The organism is Raineya orbicola (assembly GCF_002843425.1).
GTDB lineage: Bacteria > Bacteroidota > Bacteroidia > Cytophagales > Thermonemataceae > Raineya > Raineya orbicola.
Genome location: NZ_NKXO01000003.1, coordinates 19,355 through 35,054, shown reverse-complemented (window position 1 = coordinate 35,054; position 15,700 = coordinate 19,355). Strand labels below are relative to the sequence as shown.

The 15,700-nt window shown below is 36.7% G+C and carries 15 protein-coding genes; 7 read left to right on the top strand and 8 right to left on the bottom strand.

What is annotated here, in order from left to right; all coding sequences use genetic code 11:
• Window positions 1-10: 10 nt before the first annotated feature.
• Window positions 11-274, bottom strand: a complete 264-nt coding sequence (gene rpmA / locus Rain11_RS01200; RefSeq protein WP_101357507.1) for a 50S ribosomal protein L27 — start codon at window positions 272-274, stop codon at window positions 11-13.
• 62 nt (window positions 275-336) lie between these two features.
• Entirely contained in the window at window positions 337-648 is a 312-nt protein-coding gene (gene rplU / locus Rain11_RS01195) for a 50S ribosomal protein L21 (RefSeq protein WP_101357506.1), read from the bottom strand.
• Window positions 649-825: 177 nt separating this feature from the next.
• Here rplU and Rain11_RS01190 point away from each other — a divergent pair, with 177 nt between their 5' ends.
• The gene (locus Rain11_RS01190) at window positions 826-2,241 is read left to right on the top strand and encodes an MBOAT family O-acyltransferase (RefSeq protein ID WP_101357505.1); all 1,416 of its coding nucleotides are present in this window, start codon (window positions 826-828) and stop codon (window positions 2,239-2,241) included.
• Between the two features lie 35 nt (window positions 2,242-2,276).
• On the opposite strand, the gene Rain11_RS01185 is transcribed toward Rain11_RS01190, so the two are convergent.
• Both Rain11_RS01185 and Rain11_RS01180 read right to left on the bottom strand, forming a co-directional pair.
• Entirely contained in the window at window positions 2,277-4,334 is a 2,058-nt protein-coding gene (locus Rain11_RS01185; RefSeq protein ID WP_101357504.1) for an N-6 DNA methylase, read from the bottom strand.
• Between the two features lie 2 nt (window positions 4,335-4,336).
• Entirely contained in the window at window positions 4,337-5,338 is a 1,002-nt protein-coding gene (locus Rain11_RS01180; RefSeq protein ID WP_101357503.1) for a hypothetical protein, read from the bottom strand.
• A gap of 121 nt (window positions 5,339-5,459) precedes the next feature.
• On the opposite strand from Rain11_RS01180, the gene Rain11_RS01175 reads away from it, so the two are divergent.
• The 3 genes from Rain11_RS01175 (at window position 5,460) to prmC (ending at window position 8,338) form a co-directional block, all read left to right on the top strand.
• A complete protein-coding gene (locus Rain11_RS01175; RefSeq protein ID WP_101357502.1) occupies window positions 5,460-6,335 on the top strand; it encodes a YicC family protein in 876 nt (291 codons plus the stop codon).
• A gap of 109 nt (window positions 6,336-6,444) precedes the next feature.
• Window positions 6,445-7,521 (top strand): RluA family pseudouridine synthase, encoded by a 1,077-nt coding sequence (locus Rain11_RS01170; protein ID WP_101357562.1) that lies wholly within the window; start codon window positions 6,445-6,447, stop codon window positions 7,519-7,521.
• Window positions 7,496-8,338 (top strand): peptide chain release factor N(5)-glutamine methyltransferase, encoded by an 843-nt coding sequence (gene prmC, locus Rain11_RS01165; protein ID WP_101357501.1) that lies wholly within the window; start codon window positions 7,496-7,498, stop codon window positions 8,336-8,338. The genes Rain11_RS01170 and prmC overlap by 26 nt, the downstream gene beginning before the upstream one ends.
• A 4-nt stretch (window positions 8,339-8,342) precedes the next feature.
• On the opposite strand, the gene Rain11_RS01160 is transcribed toward prmC, so the two are convergent.
• Complete coding sequence (locus Rain11_RS01160) at window positions 8,343-8,744, bottom strand: hypothetical protein (RefSeq protein WP_101357500.1); 402 nt, start codon at window positions 8,742-8,744, stop codon at window positions 8,343-8,345.
• Window positions 8,745-8,822: 78 nt separating this feature from the next.
• Between Rain11_RS01160 and ggt the strand changes: the two genes are divergently transcribed.
• Both ggt and Rain11_RS01150 read left to right on the top strand, forming a co-directional pair.
• Window positions 8,823-10,529 carry a gamma-glutamyltransferase gene (gene ggt / locus Rain11_RS01155; protein ID WP_101357499.1) on the top strand — a complete coding sequence of 569 codons (1,707 nt, stop codon included), beginning with the start codon at window positions 8,823-8,825 and terminating at the stop codon, window positions 10,527-10,529.
• A gap of 174 nt (window positions 10,530-10,703) precedes the next feature.
• A complete protein-coding gene (locus Rain11_RS01150) occupies window positions 10,704-11,429 on the top strand; it encodes a hypothetical protein (RefSeq protein ID WP_133121457.1) in 726 nt (241 codons plus the stop codon).
• A 50-nt stretch (window positions 11,430-11,479) separates the two neighbouring features.
• Here Rain11_RS01150 and Rain11_RS01145 read toward each other — a convergent pair whose 3' ends face one another.
• Both Rain11_RS01145 and Rain11_RS01140 read right to left on the bottom strand, forming a co-directional pair.
• A complete protein-coding gene (locus Rain11_RS01145; RefSeq protein WP_101357497.1) occupies window positions 11,480-12,757 on the bottom strand; it encodes an NAD(P)-binding domain-containing protein in 1,278 nt (425 codons plus the stop codon).
• 77 nt (window positions 12,758-12,834) lie between these two features.
• Window positions 12,835-14,397, bottom strand: a complete 1,563-nt coding sequence (locus Rain11_RS01140; RefSeq protein WP_101357496.1) for a GH3 family domain-containing protein — start codon at window positions 14,395-14,397, stop codon at window positions 12,835-12,837.
• Between the two features lie 110 nt (window positions 14,398-14,507).
• Here Rain11_RS01140 and Rain11_RS01135 point away from each other — a divergent pair, with 110 nt between their 5' ends.
• Complete coding sequence (locus Rain11_RS01135; RefSeq protein ID WP_101357561.1) at window positions 14,508-15,167, top strand: YggS family pyridoxal phosphate-dependent enzyme; 660 nt, start codon at window positions 14,508-14,510, stop codon at window positions 15,165-15,167.
• A 3-nt stretch (window positions 15,168-15,170) separates the two neighbouring features.
• Here the strand turns inward: Rain11_RS01135 and Rain11_RS01130 are convergent, their stop codons facing one another.
• On the bottom strand, window positions 15,171-15,695 hold the full coding sequence (locus tag Rain11_RS01130; protein WP_101357495.1) for a DUF7935 family protein: 525 nt from the start codon (window positions 15,693-15,695) through the stop codon (window positions 15,171-15,173).
• Window positions 15,696-15,700: the final 5 nt, after the last annotated feature.

Below are 15,700 nucleotides of genomic sequence, written 5' to 3'. Positions count from 1 at the left end.
TTTGAATGTTTTAGGCTTCGCCCACGGGAACGACGTGTACAAAAGACCTATCGTTTTTACCTTTCTGGAACATCACTATACCATCAATGAGAGCATACAAGGTATGGTCTTTGCCTATACCTACATTTCTTCCAGGGTGATGTTTTGTTCCACGTTGTCTTACAATGATATTTCCTGCAATACACTTTTCTCCACCGAAAATTTTCACACCCAAGCGTTTACTTTCGGATTCTCTTCCGTTTTTGGAACTACCAACTCCTTTTTTGTGTGCCATATTAGTAAATGTTTTGGATTTTTCAAAAAAAAATTAGATTTTTTTTAAGCGAATGTTAATTTTTACACAGCGATTTTCTCAATCATTATTTTGGTGAGATGTTGTCTGTGTCCATTCTTTCTGCGATAGCCTTTTCTACGTTTCTTTTTGAAAACTATCACTTTATCGCCTTTTAGGTGTTCAAGGATTTTTCCTTGCACGGTTGCTCCTGCTATCGTGGGAGCTCCTACGGTTACGTTGCCTTCGTTTTCTACGAGCAACACTTTGTCAAAGGTCACGGCAGCGTCAGGTTCGCCCTCTAAACGATGCGTATAGATGTAGCGATTTTCCTGAACTTTGAATTGCTGACCAGCGATTTCTACAATAGCGTACATACTAAATAGGTTTTTTAAGGGTTCAAAATTCAGCCCGCAAATTTAACTTTTTCGCTTTAAATAAACAAATAAAATTCAATGTTTTTTGAAAAAATATAAAATAAGCCTACTTTTGCAAAGTTGAAAAGCTGAATTTTTTGAGGCTCTCTGCTGTTGGTTTCTAAATGCTGATGTAGAATGGTTTTTGCGAGTTTGATTTTTTTATGCTATTTCTTACCCATTAATTTACTTCTGTATTATGCTTGGAGTAATAAAACCTATCAGAATGTTGTCCTGACACTTTCTTCGTTTATTTTTTATGCTTGGGGCGAACCTGTATGGGTGATTTTACTATTTTTTTCTGCTTTGGTAGATTATCTCAATGGTTTGTGGGTAGGGAAATATCTTTCTGTTTCTAAGAAGAAAGCACGTTGGGGTGTAGTTTCCTCTTTGGTTATCAATTTGGGTTTATTGATAGCCTTCAAATATAGTGGCTTTTTAGCCGAAAATATCAATGCCCTTTTGGGGTTAAATTTACCCGTCCCAAAAATAGATTTACCCATAGGGATTTCTTTTTATACCTTCCAGACAATTTCCTACACGATTGATGTGTATAGAGGCGAAGTGAAGGCTCAAAAATCATTTTTGAAATTTTTGATGTTTGTGAGTATGTATCATCAGCTTGTAGCGGGTCCTATTGTACGTTACGCTCACATTGCTCACGAAATAGAAAATCGCAAATTTAATTGGATAGATATGGGAGCGGGCATACACAGGTTTTGCATAGGTCTTTTCAAAAAGGTAGCCATTGCTAATATTGCCGCCGAGATAGCTAAAAATTATTTAGATGGCAACCTTGCAGAAATTTCTGTTGGGGAGGCTTGGTTTGGCATTATTTTGTACTCTTTACAAATTTATTTTGATTTTTCGGGTTATTCGGATATGGCAATCGGTTTGGGGCGAATGTATGGCTTTCATTATTACGAAAATTTCAAATATCCTTATATTTCTAAATCGGCAACCGAATTTTGGCGTAGGTGGCATATTTCTTTGGGGAGTTTTTTCCGTGATTACGTGTATATTCCACTAGGAGGGAATAAAAGATTTTTTTATCGTAATCTTTTCATTGTTTGGGGACTTACAGGGCTTTGGCACGGAGCAAGTTGGAACTTTGTGCTTTGGGGTTTGTATTTTGGTTTGCTAATAGCTTTGGAAAGACTTTTTTTGGGGAAAATTTTAGAAAAAATTCCTGCGATATTTGCTCATTTGTACTTGATTTTTGTAGCTATTTTAGGTTGGGCATTATTTTATTTTACAGATTTTCAAAAACTTGTGTATTTTCTCAAAATTTTATTTGGCTTTACGCCCAATCCGCTTTGGAACTTCGAGCTTACGTTCAAGCTACAAGAAAATGTCTTTTGGTTTGTCTTGGCTTTGTTTTTATGCACACCCATATACACGTGGGTAGCAAGGTGGTTTGCACTGAAAATGAAATACAGACCACAACTTTATACTTGGGTGATTGTGCATTCTTTTCAGTTTATTTTGCTGATAATTTCAATAGCGATGCTAGTAGGCAGAAGCTATAATCCGTTTATTTATTTCAGGTTTTAATGGAAAAATTGTAAAAAAACTGATAAAGGCATTTTTTACAAGCTATCTTCTATTATTTTTCTTGCTTGTTGTTTTAGTTGCTTTTTTAGTTGGATAATCATCTCTATTTCGTTAGCGATTTTTTCTGTTTCTTTTTTATTTTTGTGGATAGGTAGCTCTAGATCCATAATTCTATTCCCCAAAGTAGAAAGTGTTGCTTGCACAAACGTAAGCATTTCTATTTGTTTTTGAACAATGTTAGAATTGAGTAGATAAAACAAATAAAATGGATTGAGTTCATCAGGTTTTAAGACACGGATTTTTCGCAAATGGCTTTGAATGATACATTTCGTATCGTTCTCTGTTACTATGGCACATCTGCCAATCAAAAATGTGCCGTCATTAACAAACAAAATATCATTTTCTCTTACGTCTTGCTGTTTTTTGTATTGCTGATAAATCTCTTCCGAAACAGATTTTACGGGATTGATTTTAATTTCCCAATTTACAATATCTGTTGTTCGTACAAAAGGCACATCGCCTGTTCCATAATATTTTGAGCCTATTTCATTGCCACGTTTGATTTGCAAAATACCTTTTTCTACCAAATCACCTATTTTCACTAAATCATACAAACCGCTTTTTTTGATTTCTGCAAGTCTTTGTTTAACTTCGGGTTTATAGACTTCGGGAATGTAAATATGGTTGTCCGTTTCTTCCACAGAAACGAAAAAGCCCAAAGTACTTTCTTCTTCTAAATTTCCTTTCAGAAATTTGATAAAATTTTGAGCAATTTCGGGGGTGTCGTCATCAAGAATTTTATTACCGTTGTTGTCAAGAATATAAGTACCGTCTTTGTTGAACTTGAAAGTGGGTTTTCCGTTTTTGTCGTGTCCTACATTTTTAGCAATTGCCATAAAAACCTGACTGCGATTATTGGGCTTTTTCTCTAAAAAAACTACGCTTGTTTTAGTATGCGTACTCGGTTGAAAGGTTTCTTGCGAAAGCGAAACAATGCCTAAAATAGAACAATATTGCTTTACATATTCCCAAATATAGCGGTCTGATGGATTGCCAAAAACACCCTCGGGCAGTACAATGCCTGCTCTACCACCTTCTTTCAAAAGTTGTATAATTCGCTCAATAAATAAAATTTGAGGCGGTTGTTTTTCTCTCAAATCTTTGGTTAAAATCCAACGAGCTTTGTTTGAAGTAATGCCGTTCAGATTATTATTTTCTACCCAAAAATGTCCTAATTCATATTGTTTCAGTAAATTCTTGCCGATTACAGGAATTTTTGCACCGAAAGGCGGATTTGCCAAAATCAAATCAAATGTACCTAATTGAATTTGGGCTTGAGTTTCAGGTTTCCAGTTCGCAGGATTTTCAAGACTATTTTCACAGAAGATGTGATATTCGCTTTCGCCTAAAATTGTCAAGTAAATTTTTGCTAATTTAGACAAAAACAAATCTTTATCAATGCCCGAAATATAGTAGTTTGAGGCTTTATTTTTGATAAGGTATTGCAAGATATGAGCGATAAATCCCCCTGAACCGCAGGCAGGGTCAATAATTCGCTCGCCTGAAGCGGGTTGCAGTACATCAATCATCATTTGCACTACATTGCGAGGCGTAAAAAATTGTCCTTCACCGCCGCGAAATGATGTGCTTATGAGTTCCTCAAAAGCATCGGCAATAATATCGCGGTCGGCATTCAGAATAGAATAATTTTCCATTTTTGAAATGATGAAAGATAAATCCGCCGCCTGAATTTCAATCTCTTCATCTATTTCAAAAATATCGGCATATTGATTTTTAACTTTTTCAAAAAGTGCAAAAATACGTTTTTCAAATTCTTGCAAGGTTTCATTAGGGCGATTGGCAAAATTTACTAATTGCTCATCTTGGGTGTTTTTTTCATCATAAATTTTACAGAAAAGCAGACGCATAATGTTTTGAGCAATTTTTTCGTCTCGGGTGATGCCCGTTACGTTGCCTGCAAAATAATCACGAATTTCTCTGAAAATTATTTTCAGATTATTGATGGGGAAAAGGTTTTGCTTGTAAATCAGTTTTTTAGGTTTGTTGATTTCGGCGGTTACAAATAAATCCATTATTAGATGCGTTTATGTGCTTTCACGATAAATTCCATAAAATCCAGTGTTTCTTCGAGCGAGTGGTCGGTCATAGCGATATTGCACCAACGATGACCATAGCGAACATTTTTAGCAGTATGCCTGATTTCTTTATCAATCAAAGGATTGACGTGCATTACTTGAATACTTGCGTCCTCGCCTTCATTTTTTTTAGAAGGTCGCCACTCGGGTTGCCAAGTAGCGGGTCTTTCTCTTTCAGCAAAGTTAGCAGGTTGATCGGAAATAGAACACAGGCAAACAGGACAATTTACAAACTCTTCTTTTTGCGTAGGGAAAAGATTGGAAGGTAGAGAAATATCAGAATAAATGATTTGATTTTGCAGAATAGTAAAGATTTTTTCATAAATTTTTTCAAAATCAACACCATAAAAATCTACTGCTACCGCAATTCCTAAAACTGCATAAGTTTCTATGCTGTCTTGCCATTTGCAACACTCAAAGGCGGGAATGACACAGGAATTTTGCGTCCAGAGTGTATCATTCCAATTTTTTAGTTTTTCAATGTGAGGTTGCCAGTGCTTGGGCAAAGCAACATATCTTTCGGGCAGTTCGTGAACTTTATCGGCGGGATATGCTTTTAATTTGCCGTTTTCCTTGATGTAAAAAACTAAAACTTGGCTTTCATCTGTACCTTCAATTTCAATTTTTTCAATTTCTTTGGCAAAAGATATAGGTTCTTGGGCTACTACAAGCGGATGCCAACGTAAATTACGATTGGAAAAAGGGGCTTTTCCTTGCCTGCCTCTTACACAAATAGCATCGCGTTGCAATTTTCCGCCACCTAAACCCAAACCACCGTCGCGAGTATAAGAAATTTTACCGAATTGCTTTTGGAAGTCTTTTTGTAAATCCTTGCTCGGGATACTATGGCTTATTGCTTCAGCAATGCTCTCGCAAAGTTCAATTACTTTCTTATCTAATTCTGTTAAAAAGCTTGCACTAATGGTTCTGCCTGTAGCCATATAAAATCTAATATTGCTTGCAAAGATAAAAATTTCCGAATTAAATTATTCTGTTTATTTTTGCGTTCTTTATTCTTTATATTTTCTGATGTTAAAAATGTTAGAAAGGTAATTCTTCATTATGCTACAATCTATGACGGGCTATGGAAAAGCCCAAACCGAAAAAAATGGCTATATCGTAGAAATAGAAATTAAAACGCTGAATAGCAAGTTTTTAGATGTTTCTTTGCGTATGCCCAAAGAACTCAATGAAAAAGAATTAGAAATGAGAGCCTTATTGCAGGAATATGTAGAGAGGGGAAAAGTAAATCTCACTATCAATTTTCAAAAACCTTCTTTATTTCAAGTGGCTATCATTGATGAAAACACTATCACGCTTTACTATCAAAAATTACTTGAAATAGCTGAAAGATTGAAGGTTACTTCGCAAGATATTTTTCAGATAGCTGTGCAAATGGCTGAAAAAAATCAACAAAGTAATTTGCAGACTTTAAGTGAAGAGGAGTGGTATTTGATAAAAGAAGTTCTCTTACAAACTTTGGAGCGTTGCAAAGAATTCAGACTGCACGAAGGAGCTATTATTCGGGATAAACTTTTGGAATATGCTCAAAATATTGAAAATTACTTGCAAGAAATTGAAAAGCAAGACCGAAATCGTTTAGAATACATCAAACAAAAAATTCAGGGTCGTTTGCAGGAAGTTCTTGGCGATGAAAACTTTGATAAAAATCGTTTGGAGCAAGAAATGATTTTTTATGCAGAACGTTTAGATATTTCCGAAGAGAAAGTGCGTCTGCAAAAGCATATTGATTATTTGCGAGAAGTTCTTTCTGATAAAAATTCCAATGGCAAGAAAATCAACTTTGTTTCGCAAGAAATGGGTAGAGAAATCAATACCATTGGCTCAAAAGCAAATGATGCTATCATTCAGCGATGGGTAGTGCTGATGAAAGAAGAGCTGGAAAAAATCAAAGAGCAATCTATGAATGTGTTGTGAGTTGAGACAAGAGACAAGAGACAAGAGACAAGAGACAAGAGACAAGAGACAAGAGACAAGAGACAAGAGACAAGAGACAAGAGACAAGAGACAAGAAAAAGTGTATAAAATGAGCAAGATACAAAAAATATCGGGGCAAAATTATGCCAATGAAGAGTTTTTAGAAGAAGATGATAGCACTGAACTTTATGAGCATTTTCGTATTACGGCTGATAAAGGGCAGAGTTTGATTAGAATTGATAAATTTTTAGCAAATAGGTTAGAAGGCATTACTCGCAGTAGAGTGCAAAATGCTATAGAAGCGGGGCTTGTTCAAGTAAATGGCAAAATCACCAAAGCCAACTATAAAGTAAAGCCACAAGATACAATTACCGTTCATTTACCCAAACCGCCTCGCAACGAGGAAATTTTACCCGAAAATATCCCTCTGCAAATTGAATACGAAGATGAGGATTTGATAATTATCAACAAACCCGCAGGAATGGTTGTACATCCTGCCTTTGGCAACTGGAACGGAACGCTTGTCAATGCCCTTTTGTATCACTTTCAGCACCTGCCTCACACCGAAGGCAATGAAATTCGCCCGGGTTTGGTGCATAGAATTGATAAAGATACTTCGGGGCTTCTGGTGGTTGCTAAAAATGAAAAATCTTTAAGCTATCTTGCCAAGCAGTTTTTTGACCATACCATTCAGCGTACTTATTTGGCTTTGGTTTGGGGCGAACCCAAGCACCTCAAAGGCACAATTGATAGCTACATTGGCAGAAGCAAGCGAGACAGAAAAATTATGGACGTTTTTGAGGCTGATGAGCCAACTGCCAAAAAAGCTATTACGCATTACGAGGTAGTACAATCTTTTGGCTATGTCAGTTTGCTCAAATGCAATTTGGAAACAGGCAGAACGCACCAAATACGTGTGCATCTGAAATCCATTGGGCATCCGCTTTTTGCTGATAGTGCTTATGGAGGCGATAAAATCTTGAAAGGTTTGCTTACACAAAAATATAAGCAATTTGTAGAGAATTGTTTTGAACTGATGCCTCGTCAGGCTTTGCACGCACAAAGTTTAGGTTTTCTGCACCCCACTACACGCAAAGAAATGTTTTTTGAAAGTCCTTTACCTGCTGATTTTCAGGCAGTTTTAGAAAAATGGCAAAATTATGTCAGTCAAAAAAATATTTCTTGAAACAAAAGAAAAACTTTTAGCTCACTTTTCTGCATCAGAAGCCGATTTTTTAGCTTCTATCCTTTTAGAAAAAGTTACCCAACTCAATAAAACACAAATTTTGCTGAATACAGCATTTACCTTCACCCAAGAACAGCAAGAACTTTTAGAAAACGATTTACAAAGAATTATCGCCCAAGAACCTTGGCAATATGTGGTAGGGGAAGTAGATTTTTTAGGCTCAAAGTTAAAAGTTAATCCTACGGTGCTAATACCTCGCCCTGAAACGGAGGAATGGGTGCAAAATCTCATTCAAAAACACAAAAAGTACGATTTCAAGCAAATTTTAGATATTGGTACAGGAAGTGGCTGTATTGCAATTGCTTTGGCAAAGGCGTTTCCACAAGCCAAGGTTACGGCTATTGATGTTTCGGATACTGCTATCAGTTTAGCAACTCAAAACTCTTTGAAAAACAAAGCAAATATCCACTTTCAAACTCTTAATGTTTTATCGTGGCAAACTATGCAAGAATGGGATTTAATTGTAAGCAATCCGCCATATATTTGTGAAAACGAACAAACACAAATGCAAAAAAATATTTTAGCCTATGAGCCTCATCAAGCTCTTTTTGTTCCGAATGAAAAGCCTTTGCTTTTTTATGAAAAAATAGCTCAAATTGCCCAAAATAATCTCGTGAAGGGTGGTTTTCTATACGTAGAAATCAATGAGGCTTTTGGAATTGAAGTAAAAAACTTATTTGAAGGTTATGATTTGCAGAAAGTGCAAATTCTGAAAGATTTTGCAGATAAAAATAGAGTGGTAGTAGCCCAAAAGTAATTTTTTACTGCAAAATCCCTTCTAAATCAATTTGTTTGATGTACTTGTAATTAGCTTCGGTAATATGCTCGGGTGCGAAAACAAATTGTTTGTCAAAAATTTGGTTGTCAATGTAATAGCTAATCCAATATTCACTATTTAGGGCAAATACTTCGGGAGAGATAGGTTCAATAAGGCAATGACTAATAGCAGGAACTACCTCAAAATAATAACGAATGGTAGAGGTATTGCGTTTTTCTCCATTTATTTCGCCATAGCCTCTGCACGTGATAATAACATTTTGCAAATCGGTTTCATTGGTATTGATAAGATACGCAAACCACTCGTATTCCTGACTTCCGTTTTTTTTACGAGCAATGGCAATTTGTACTCCTTCAACGGTTGGAAATTCTATATCTTTTCGCATTGCAGTCAAATTTTACACTTACATTTTACAAACTTACAAAAAAAAACTAACTTGCCAAAAAAGGTTCTGATAAAATCTATGTTCAAGTTTTGTTTGAAATTCGTTTCATTGAGTTTTTTTGCGGCTTTTCCTATTTTTTTACAGGCTCAAAAGCAGTCAGTTATCGCAGAAAATGGTATGGTAACTAGTGCCTATCCTGATGCTTCGCGAATAGGCGTGGAGATACTCAAAAAAGGAGGAAATGCTTTTGATGCTATGGTTGCCACAGAATTTGCTTTGGCGGTATGTTATCCGATTGCAGGAAATCTTGGGGGTGGTGGTTTTATGGTGGCTCGCACTGCCAAAGGGGAATATGATGTATTGGATTATCGTGAAAAAGCTCCGCTCAAAGCTCAAGAAAAGATGTATTTAGATGAAAAGGGAAATGTTATTGAGCGTTTGAGTCTTGACGGACATTTGGCGGTGGGAGTACCAGGCACCGTTGATGGAATGATAAAAGTACATCAGAAATATGGTAGTTTGCCTTTCAAAGACCTTGTTCAGCCTGCGATTGATTTGGCTTACAGGGGGGTAGTGCTTACCCAACACGAGGCAAATCAACTAAACGATTACCGAGAGGCTTTTTTGCGTATCAATACACATACGCCTACACATATTGTAAAACCCGAAGGCAAACTTTGGAAAGCAGGAGATACTATACGCCACATAGAGCTTGCTAAAACTTTGGAACGGATTAGGGATTATGGTAGAGCAGGTTTTTATGAAGGAATTACTGCTGATTTGATTGTAGCCGAAATGCAAAGCCCCGCAGACCCTTCTAAAAAAGGCATTATCACTTACGAAGACTTGAAAAACTATCAAGCAGTTTGGCGAAAGCCACTAATTGGTTATTACAAAGGGCATAAAATTATCACAATGCCTCCCCCTTCATCAGGAGGTATAGGACTTTTACAAATTTTGGCAATGATAGAAAAATACCCTTTGGCTCGTTGGGGATTTCGTGATAAACGTACTATGCAAGTAATCATAGAAGCTGAACGCCGCTTTTATGCCGACCGTGCTACACATATCGCCGACCCTGATTTTTACAAAGTGCCTGTCCAAAAACTTTTAGACAAAAAGTATTTGCAAAGCCGAATGAAAGATTTTAGCTTTGAAAAGGCAGGAAAATCTGAAAATATTACCGCAGGAAATATTCCTGAAAGTGAGGAAACTACACACTACACCATAGCCGATAAGTGGGGGAATGTAGTTTGTGTAACTACAACGCTTAACGGAGCTTTTGGCTCCAAAGTGATGGTAAAAGGAGCAGGCTTTTTTTTGAATAACGAAATGGACGATTTTAGCATTAAGGCAGGCGTGCCTAATATGTACGGGGCTGTGGGTGGAAAGGCAAACGCAATAGCTCCTCAAAAACGAATGTTAAGTTCTATGACCCCTACCATAGTAGAAAAAAATGGTAAGTTTCTCTTTGCTTTGGGTACGCCCGGTGGTACAACAATTCCTACTTCGGTGCTTCAAGTCTTTTTGAATGTAGTAGAATTTGGTATGTCTTTGCAAGAGGCTATCAATCAGCCTCGTTTTCATCATCAGTGGCAACCTGATGAGGTATATTTGGAAAAAGATGGTTTCAAAGCTACACTTATTCAGGAGCTTGAAAAATTGGGCTACAAGTTTCAAACTCGTAGCATCATCGGGAAAGTGAATGGTATCCGAAAGCTACCTAATGGTAAATGGGAAGGAGCCGCTGACTATCGCCGTGATGATACAGCAATAGGATACTAATTGTTTTGATTACAATACATCAAAAGATGCAAAAAAATCTTGTGTTTTACCCAAAGAAATAATTTTTTGGGAAATTTGAAAAATAAAATTTTACATTGCATAATTTTTCGTTTCAATTTTTTGGTTTTTGCACAGAAATTGCCTACATTTGTTAGGTATGTAAAATTTATTTTTATGAAAAATCCACGTTTGTTTATTGCGTTTTTGGTGGCGATGGGAGGTTTAGTGCTTATTGCAAACCAAAAAAAAGTAGCAGAAAGTACAGGAAAAAATGTTCCTCCTTTGATGGGAGCAGTGGCTTGGGAAGCTAAAAACGATTTGGGAAAACCCACAGAGTATTCAGAGAGTTTGAAAGAATTTTTGAAGGGGTTTCCTATGGCTAAATACCCTTTTGTAGTTGATGAAAGAACAATGAGCTTTCTTAAAATGCAAAAAGAGCCTGATTGGAAAAAGGTAAGGCAAATTGATGAGAGATTTACTAAGTTTGCTCCTCGTATTCGTGAGGCGGAATTTAGTCGTATCCCTCGTGAATTGAAAGGCTTTTATGTTGCTAAAATTGCAGAAAATAAGGACTTTGCCGCTGTAATCTATGCTACTGCTGATTTTGGCTATGAAGGCTATGATTATGAAACTAACAACACTTTTTTCAGACGAGTAGATTTCACCCTTACCACTTATGCCCCTAACGGAGATATTATTGATGAATTAGAGGTGGCTAATCTGTTTTCACAAGATTACAATAAGCGTTTCGTAATGAGTAAAGATTTGCAAATTAGCATTACAGGCAAAGATTACGACAACAACGAACTCAAAGAGTTTTATCAGATTGATAAAAAAGGCTCTATTAAGAAATTAGAAAAAGATACCAAAGAAGGTAAAAAAACGGATTATTACTTCTGATAAGCTATGAGAAAGCATAAAAAAGCCCTATTTCATAAGGGCTTTTTTATCTATAAACGTTTAATCATATTTTTGTAAGGGTAGAAATCTACTTGAATAGTGTGGCGAGGCGAGGTTTTGTAGCGTTTGCGAAGTTTTCCTTTGTAGCTTTCAATATCAGCCAGCATAGCTTCTTTTGAGGGTAGTTTGCTTTTGCCTTTCAAAATTCTTGCAACCCATTCTGATTGCACTTCGGCAAGAGGCATAATTGCTCCAAGTGGTTGTACCAAACCAATGAAAAAGAGATTCTTATGTTCGGGGTGAATGACGTGCTTGTAAAGTGAAACCTCATTGGTTTCTTCGGCGTTCAAAAAGTTTTTATCAAAAAACGGAAAAGCAATTTTATAGCCTGTGGCGTAAATGAGCACATCTGCTTTTTCTTGTGAGCCGTCTTCAAAAATAATGGTATCTCCTGCGAGCTTTTGAATGTTGGGCTTGATATGCACTTTGCCGTGTCCTGCAAGTGAAAATAAATCTTGCGAAATAGTAGGGTGTTCGGAAAGTAGGGGGCGTTTGGGTTTGGGAATGCCGTAATTTTCTTGCTTACCACGAGCTACCCACAGGCAAAAAGAAAGTAACCCTCGCTTAAACCACATCGGTAACCACTCTACGCTGTATTTGTTGAGCGTATCAAAAGGCTTTCCGAGAATGTATTTAGGCAAAACATAGGCTCCGCTTCGGGTGGAAATAATCACTTTGCCTGTGCTGGTACGAGCCGCCTCGCAAGCTATATCCACCGCCGAATTGCCAAAACCGACCACTACTACATTTTTATGCCCCTGAAAAATATCAGGAGTTTTGTAATCGTGAGAATGTAAAATCAGACCATTAAATTCGCCTTCAAAATTTGGATAGCGAGGTTTCCAATGATGCCCACTCGCAACCATTACCGCAGTATAGATTTTTTTTTCGCCATTATCCAAAGTTACTTCGTATGAGCCATCAGATAACTTTTCTACTCGTTCAACACCTGTTTTGAAGCGAATTTTATCCCTAAAACCAAAATGATTCACATAGCTTTCAAAATACTCCATAATCTGGTAATGGCTTGGATAGTCGGGATAATCTTCGGGCATAGGGAAATCGGAATAAGCCATTACCTTTTTGGAAGTATTGATGTGCAAAGAACGATAAGAAGATGACATTCCGTTGTCGTTCATATATCGCCAATTTCCACCAATGCCCGAGCCTTTTTCGTAACAATCAAAAGGTATGTTGTTTTCTTGCAAAACTTTGCAGGCAACAATGCCACTTGAACCTGCACCAATTATACAAACTTTATGTTCCATAATAAGCACGTAAATAATTTAGCAATAAAAAACAAACTCACCTATGAGAGCAAATATTCAAGTTTTTATTTGATATATTAAACGCTGACAAAGCCTTTTTGTTTGATGAAGTTTTCCCAATCTTCTAAAATTTTACCTTTCAATACGCGTGGGAATTTAGTTTGTCCGCCTTCTTTACCTTTGGAACGCATCCAATCGTAAAATACGTGTGTGGGGAGTGTATGTACAAATATTTCTTTAAGGGCGGCACTACGTTCTACTTTGTAGTCATCATTGAGTTCGCAGAGTTTGTTATCTAATCGGATTTTCAGTTCTTCGCTGTTGATAGGTTCATCAATGCCAATATACCAGCGGTGAGCAAAAAGGGTATCGTATTTTACACCTGCTACGGTGAATTCTTTTAGGGGGAAGCCCATTTCATCAGCAACACTTTCAATAGCTTTGTTCATATTATCTACGGAAAGATGTTCGCCGCAAAGACTTAAAAAATGTTTGGTTCTGCCCGTGATGACAATTTCAGAATGTTTTTTATCTACAAGTTTCACGGTATCGCCAATAAGGTAACGCCAAGCTCCTGCACAAGTAGAAAGCAAAATGGCGTACTCCTTGCCTTCTTCAATCTCATCAATGAGCAAGGTTTGGGGTTTTTCAATCATTTCGCCATTATCGTCAAAGTTTTTATCGTTGAAAGGCACAAATTCCAAAAAGATGCCATTATTTAGCACTAATTGTAACTCTCCTTGTGGGCGAGCCTGATAAGCTATAAAACCTTCTGAAGCCAAGTAAGTTTCCATATACACCAAAGGTTTGCCCAATAGTTTGTTGAAGCTATTTTTGTAAGGCTCAAAGGCTACGCCTCCGTGAACGTAAATGGTTAGGTTGGGCCAAATGTCGTGTATATTTTTTACACCATAATAAGCAATGATTTTCTCAAACAAGATTTGTATCCAAGCAGGCACGCCTGCCACAATGGTAATATCCCATTTAGGAGCTTTGAGGACGATTTCATCTAATTTTTCATTCCAATTACTTTTTTTAGCGATTTTCCTACCCGGCTTGTAGAAATGTTGAAACCAAAAAGGAATTTTTGAAGCAGTAATACCGCTCAAATCTCCTGAAAAATAAGTGCCGTTGTAGTTGAGATGAGTGCTACCACCGAGCATCAAAATACCTCCTTCGTAAAGTTTTGGGGGTAGTTCGGGGTAGTGAGCAAGTGAAAGAATTTGGCGAATACTTGTTTTGCGAATGGCTTTTATCATTTCTTTGGTGATAGGAATGTACTTGCTGGAGGCTTCGGAAGTTCCCGAACTTAATGCAAAATACTTGATTTGTCCTCGCCAACAAATATCTTTTTCGCCATCACGAGCTTTGTGCCACCATTCATTATAGATTTTGTTGTAATTGAAAGTAGGAACTTGCTCTTTGAAGAGTTCATAAAACTTTCTATCGTTTTTGGCGTTTTTCTGAATAGCATCAATAATTTTATGGAAGTTATATGTTCTACCAAAAGCTGTGCTTTCAGCATTAGTAAGCAATTTGAGCAGTTCTTTTTTCTGTAAAATAAAAGGGGATTTATTTTCCTGCTCTATGCTTTTGCGTAGTCTGATGCCTTTTTTGAGAAGAGTACCAAGAATTGCCATAAGCGTAAAAATGTTTGTTTAATTTGCTTTCAAATATGTAGATTTGCTTTGAATTTTCCAAGAAAAATTGCAAAAATTTGAAAAGTGCAATAAAAAATAAAAAAAATACAATGTTTAATCAAGAAGTTTATCAAAAAATTTTACAAGAAATAGGAGAGGTTCGCTTGATAGCTGTGAGTAAAACAAAACCTATTAGCGATTTACAAGAAGCCTATCAAGCGGGAGTAAGAGACTTTGGGGAAAACAAAGTACAAGAAATGTGCGAAAAACAACCACATTTGCCTCAAGATGTACGTTGGCATTTGATAGGGCATTTGCAGACCAATAAAGTCAAATATATTGCTTCTTTTGTGCATCTTATTCATTCGGTTGATAGCCTGAAACTTTTGCAAGAAATTAACAAGCAAGCTCAAAAGCATAGTAGAGTAATAAACTGCCTTTTGCAAATTCATATCGCCCAAGAGGAAACTAAATTTGGTTTGAGTTACGAGGAGGCTGAAAATCTTTTACAGAATACGGCTCTAAAAGAGTTAAAAAATATTCGCATAAAAGGCTTAATGGGAATGGCTACTTTTACGGAAAATGCCGAACAAATACGTAAAGAGTTCAGAGGCTTGGCAGGCTTTTTTCAGCATTGTAAGCAAAAGTACCAAGATTTTAACCTTGATTTTCAAGAACTTTCAATGGGTATGAGTGGGGATTATCTCATAGCCATTCAAGAAGGTTCTACTATGGTGCGTATAGGGAGTGCTTTGTTTGGAAGTAGGTAAATTTTATGAGAATAGCTGTTTTAACTCATTTTTTAGAAAGCCAATAGCCGCAATAGTAGGACGAATATCGTAGTTATTGGCATTTTCTAAAATTTTTTTAGCAAGTTCCAAAGCATTAGTTTCGGGGGCAACTTGAGCGGCTGAATTGTTGATAAGCGACACAATCTCTTCTCGGGCGGTTTGTATCATATTCCAAGCCTCATTGCTCATATACATTTGTTGGGAAAAGTTATGGGCAAATTCGTTACGGATTTCGTGTAAAAGAATTTGCTGTAACTCTTCTGATGTGAATTGCGACACTTGCAAGCGAGTAAGCATATTTTCGGGAGCAATTCTTTCCAAAAATAAACACATACGCTCATAGGCTTGTAGGCGAATAGTCGTAATAGTTTCAGTATTTTTAAGTTTGATTTCAGCTAAACGGCGTTCAAATTCTTTTTCTAAAAAATTTCGGGCAGTTAGGTACATTCCAAGAAGTACAATGCTGGCAGGTAAAGTGATTTTCAATAAATCAAAGATTGCTTCCATAAATT

What these genes read in the sequence shown, in the direction of transcription:
- rpmA (WP_101357507.1), bottom strand. Translation starts at nt 274, where the DNA reads ATGGCACACAAAAAAGGAGTTGGTAGTTCCAAAAACGGAAGAGAATCC.
- rplU (WP_101357506.1), bottom strand. Translation starts at nt 648, where the DNA reads ATGTACGCTATTGTAGAAATCGCTGGTCAGCAATTCAAAGTTCAGGAA.
- Rain11_RS01190 (WP_101357505.1), top strand. Translation starts at nt 826, where the DNA reads ATGGTTTTTGCGAGTTTGATTTTTTTATGCTATTTCTTACCCATTAAT.
- Rain11_RS01185 (WP_101357504.1), bottom strand. Translation starts at nt 4,334, where the DNA reads ATGGATTTATTTGTAACCGCCGAAATCAACAAACCTAAAAAACTGATT.
- Rain11_RS01180 (WP_101357503.1), bottom strand. Translation starts at nt 5,338, where the DNA reads ATGGCTACAGGCAGAACCATTAGTGCAAGCTTTTTAACAGAATTAGAT.
- Rain11_RS01175 (WP_101357502.1), top strand. Translation starts at nt 5,460, where the DNA reads ATGCTACAATCTATGACGGGCTATGGAAAAGCCCAAACCGAAAAAAAT.
- Rain11_RS01170 (WP_101357562.1), top strand. Translation starts at nt 6,445, where the DNA reads ATGAGCAAGATACAAAAAATATCGGGGCAAAATTATGCCAATGAAGAG.
- prmC (WP_101357501.1), top strand. Translation starts at nt 7,496, where the DNA reads ATGTCAGTCAAAAAAATATTTCTTGAAACAAAAGAAAAACTTTTAGCT.
- Rain11_RS01160 (WP_101357500.1), bottom strand. Translation starts at nt 8,744, where the DNA reads ATGCGAAAAGATATAGAATTTCCAACCGTTGAAGGAGTACAAATTGCC.
- ggt (WP_101357499.1), top strand. Translation starts at nt 8,823, where the DNA reads ATGTTCAAGTTTTGTTTGAAATTCGTTTCATTGAGTTTTTTTGCGGCT.
- Rain11_RS01150 (WP_133121457.1), top strand. Translation starts at nt 10,704, where the DNA reads ATGAAAAATCCACGTTTGTTTATTGCGTTTTTGGTGGCGATGGGAGGT.
- Rain11_RS01145 (WP_101357497.1), bottom strand. Translation starts at nt 12,757, where the DNA reads ATGGAACATAAAGTTTGTATAATTGGTGCAGGTTCAAGTGGCATTGTT.
- Rain11_RS01140 (WP_101357496.1), bottom strand. Translation starts at nt 14,397, where the DNA reads ATGGCAATTCTTGGTACTCTTCTCAAAAAAGGCATCAGACTACGCAAA.
- Rain11_RS01135 (WP_101357561.1), top strand. Translation starts at nt 14,508, where the DNA reads ATGTTTAATCAAGAAGTTTATCAAAAAATTTTACAAGAAATAGGAGAG.
- Rain11_RS01130 (WP_101357495.1), bottom strand. Translation starts at nt 15,695, where the DNA reads ATGGAAGCAATCTTTGATTTATTGAAAATCACTTTACCTGCCAGCATT.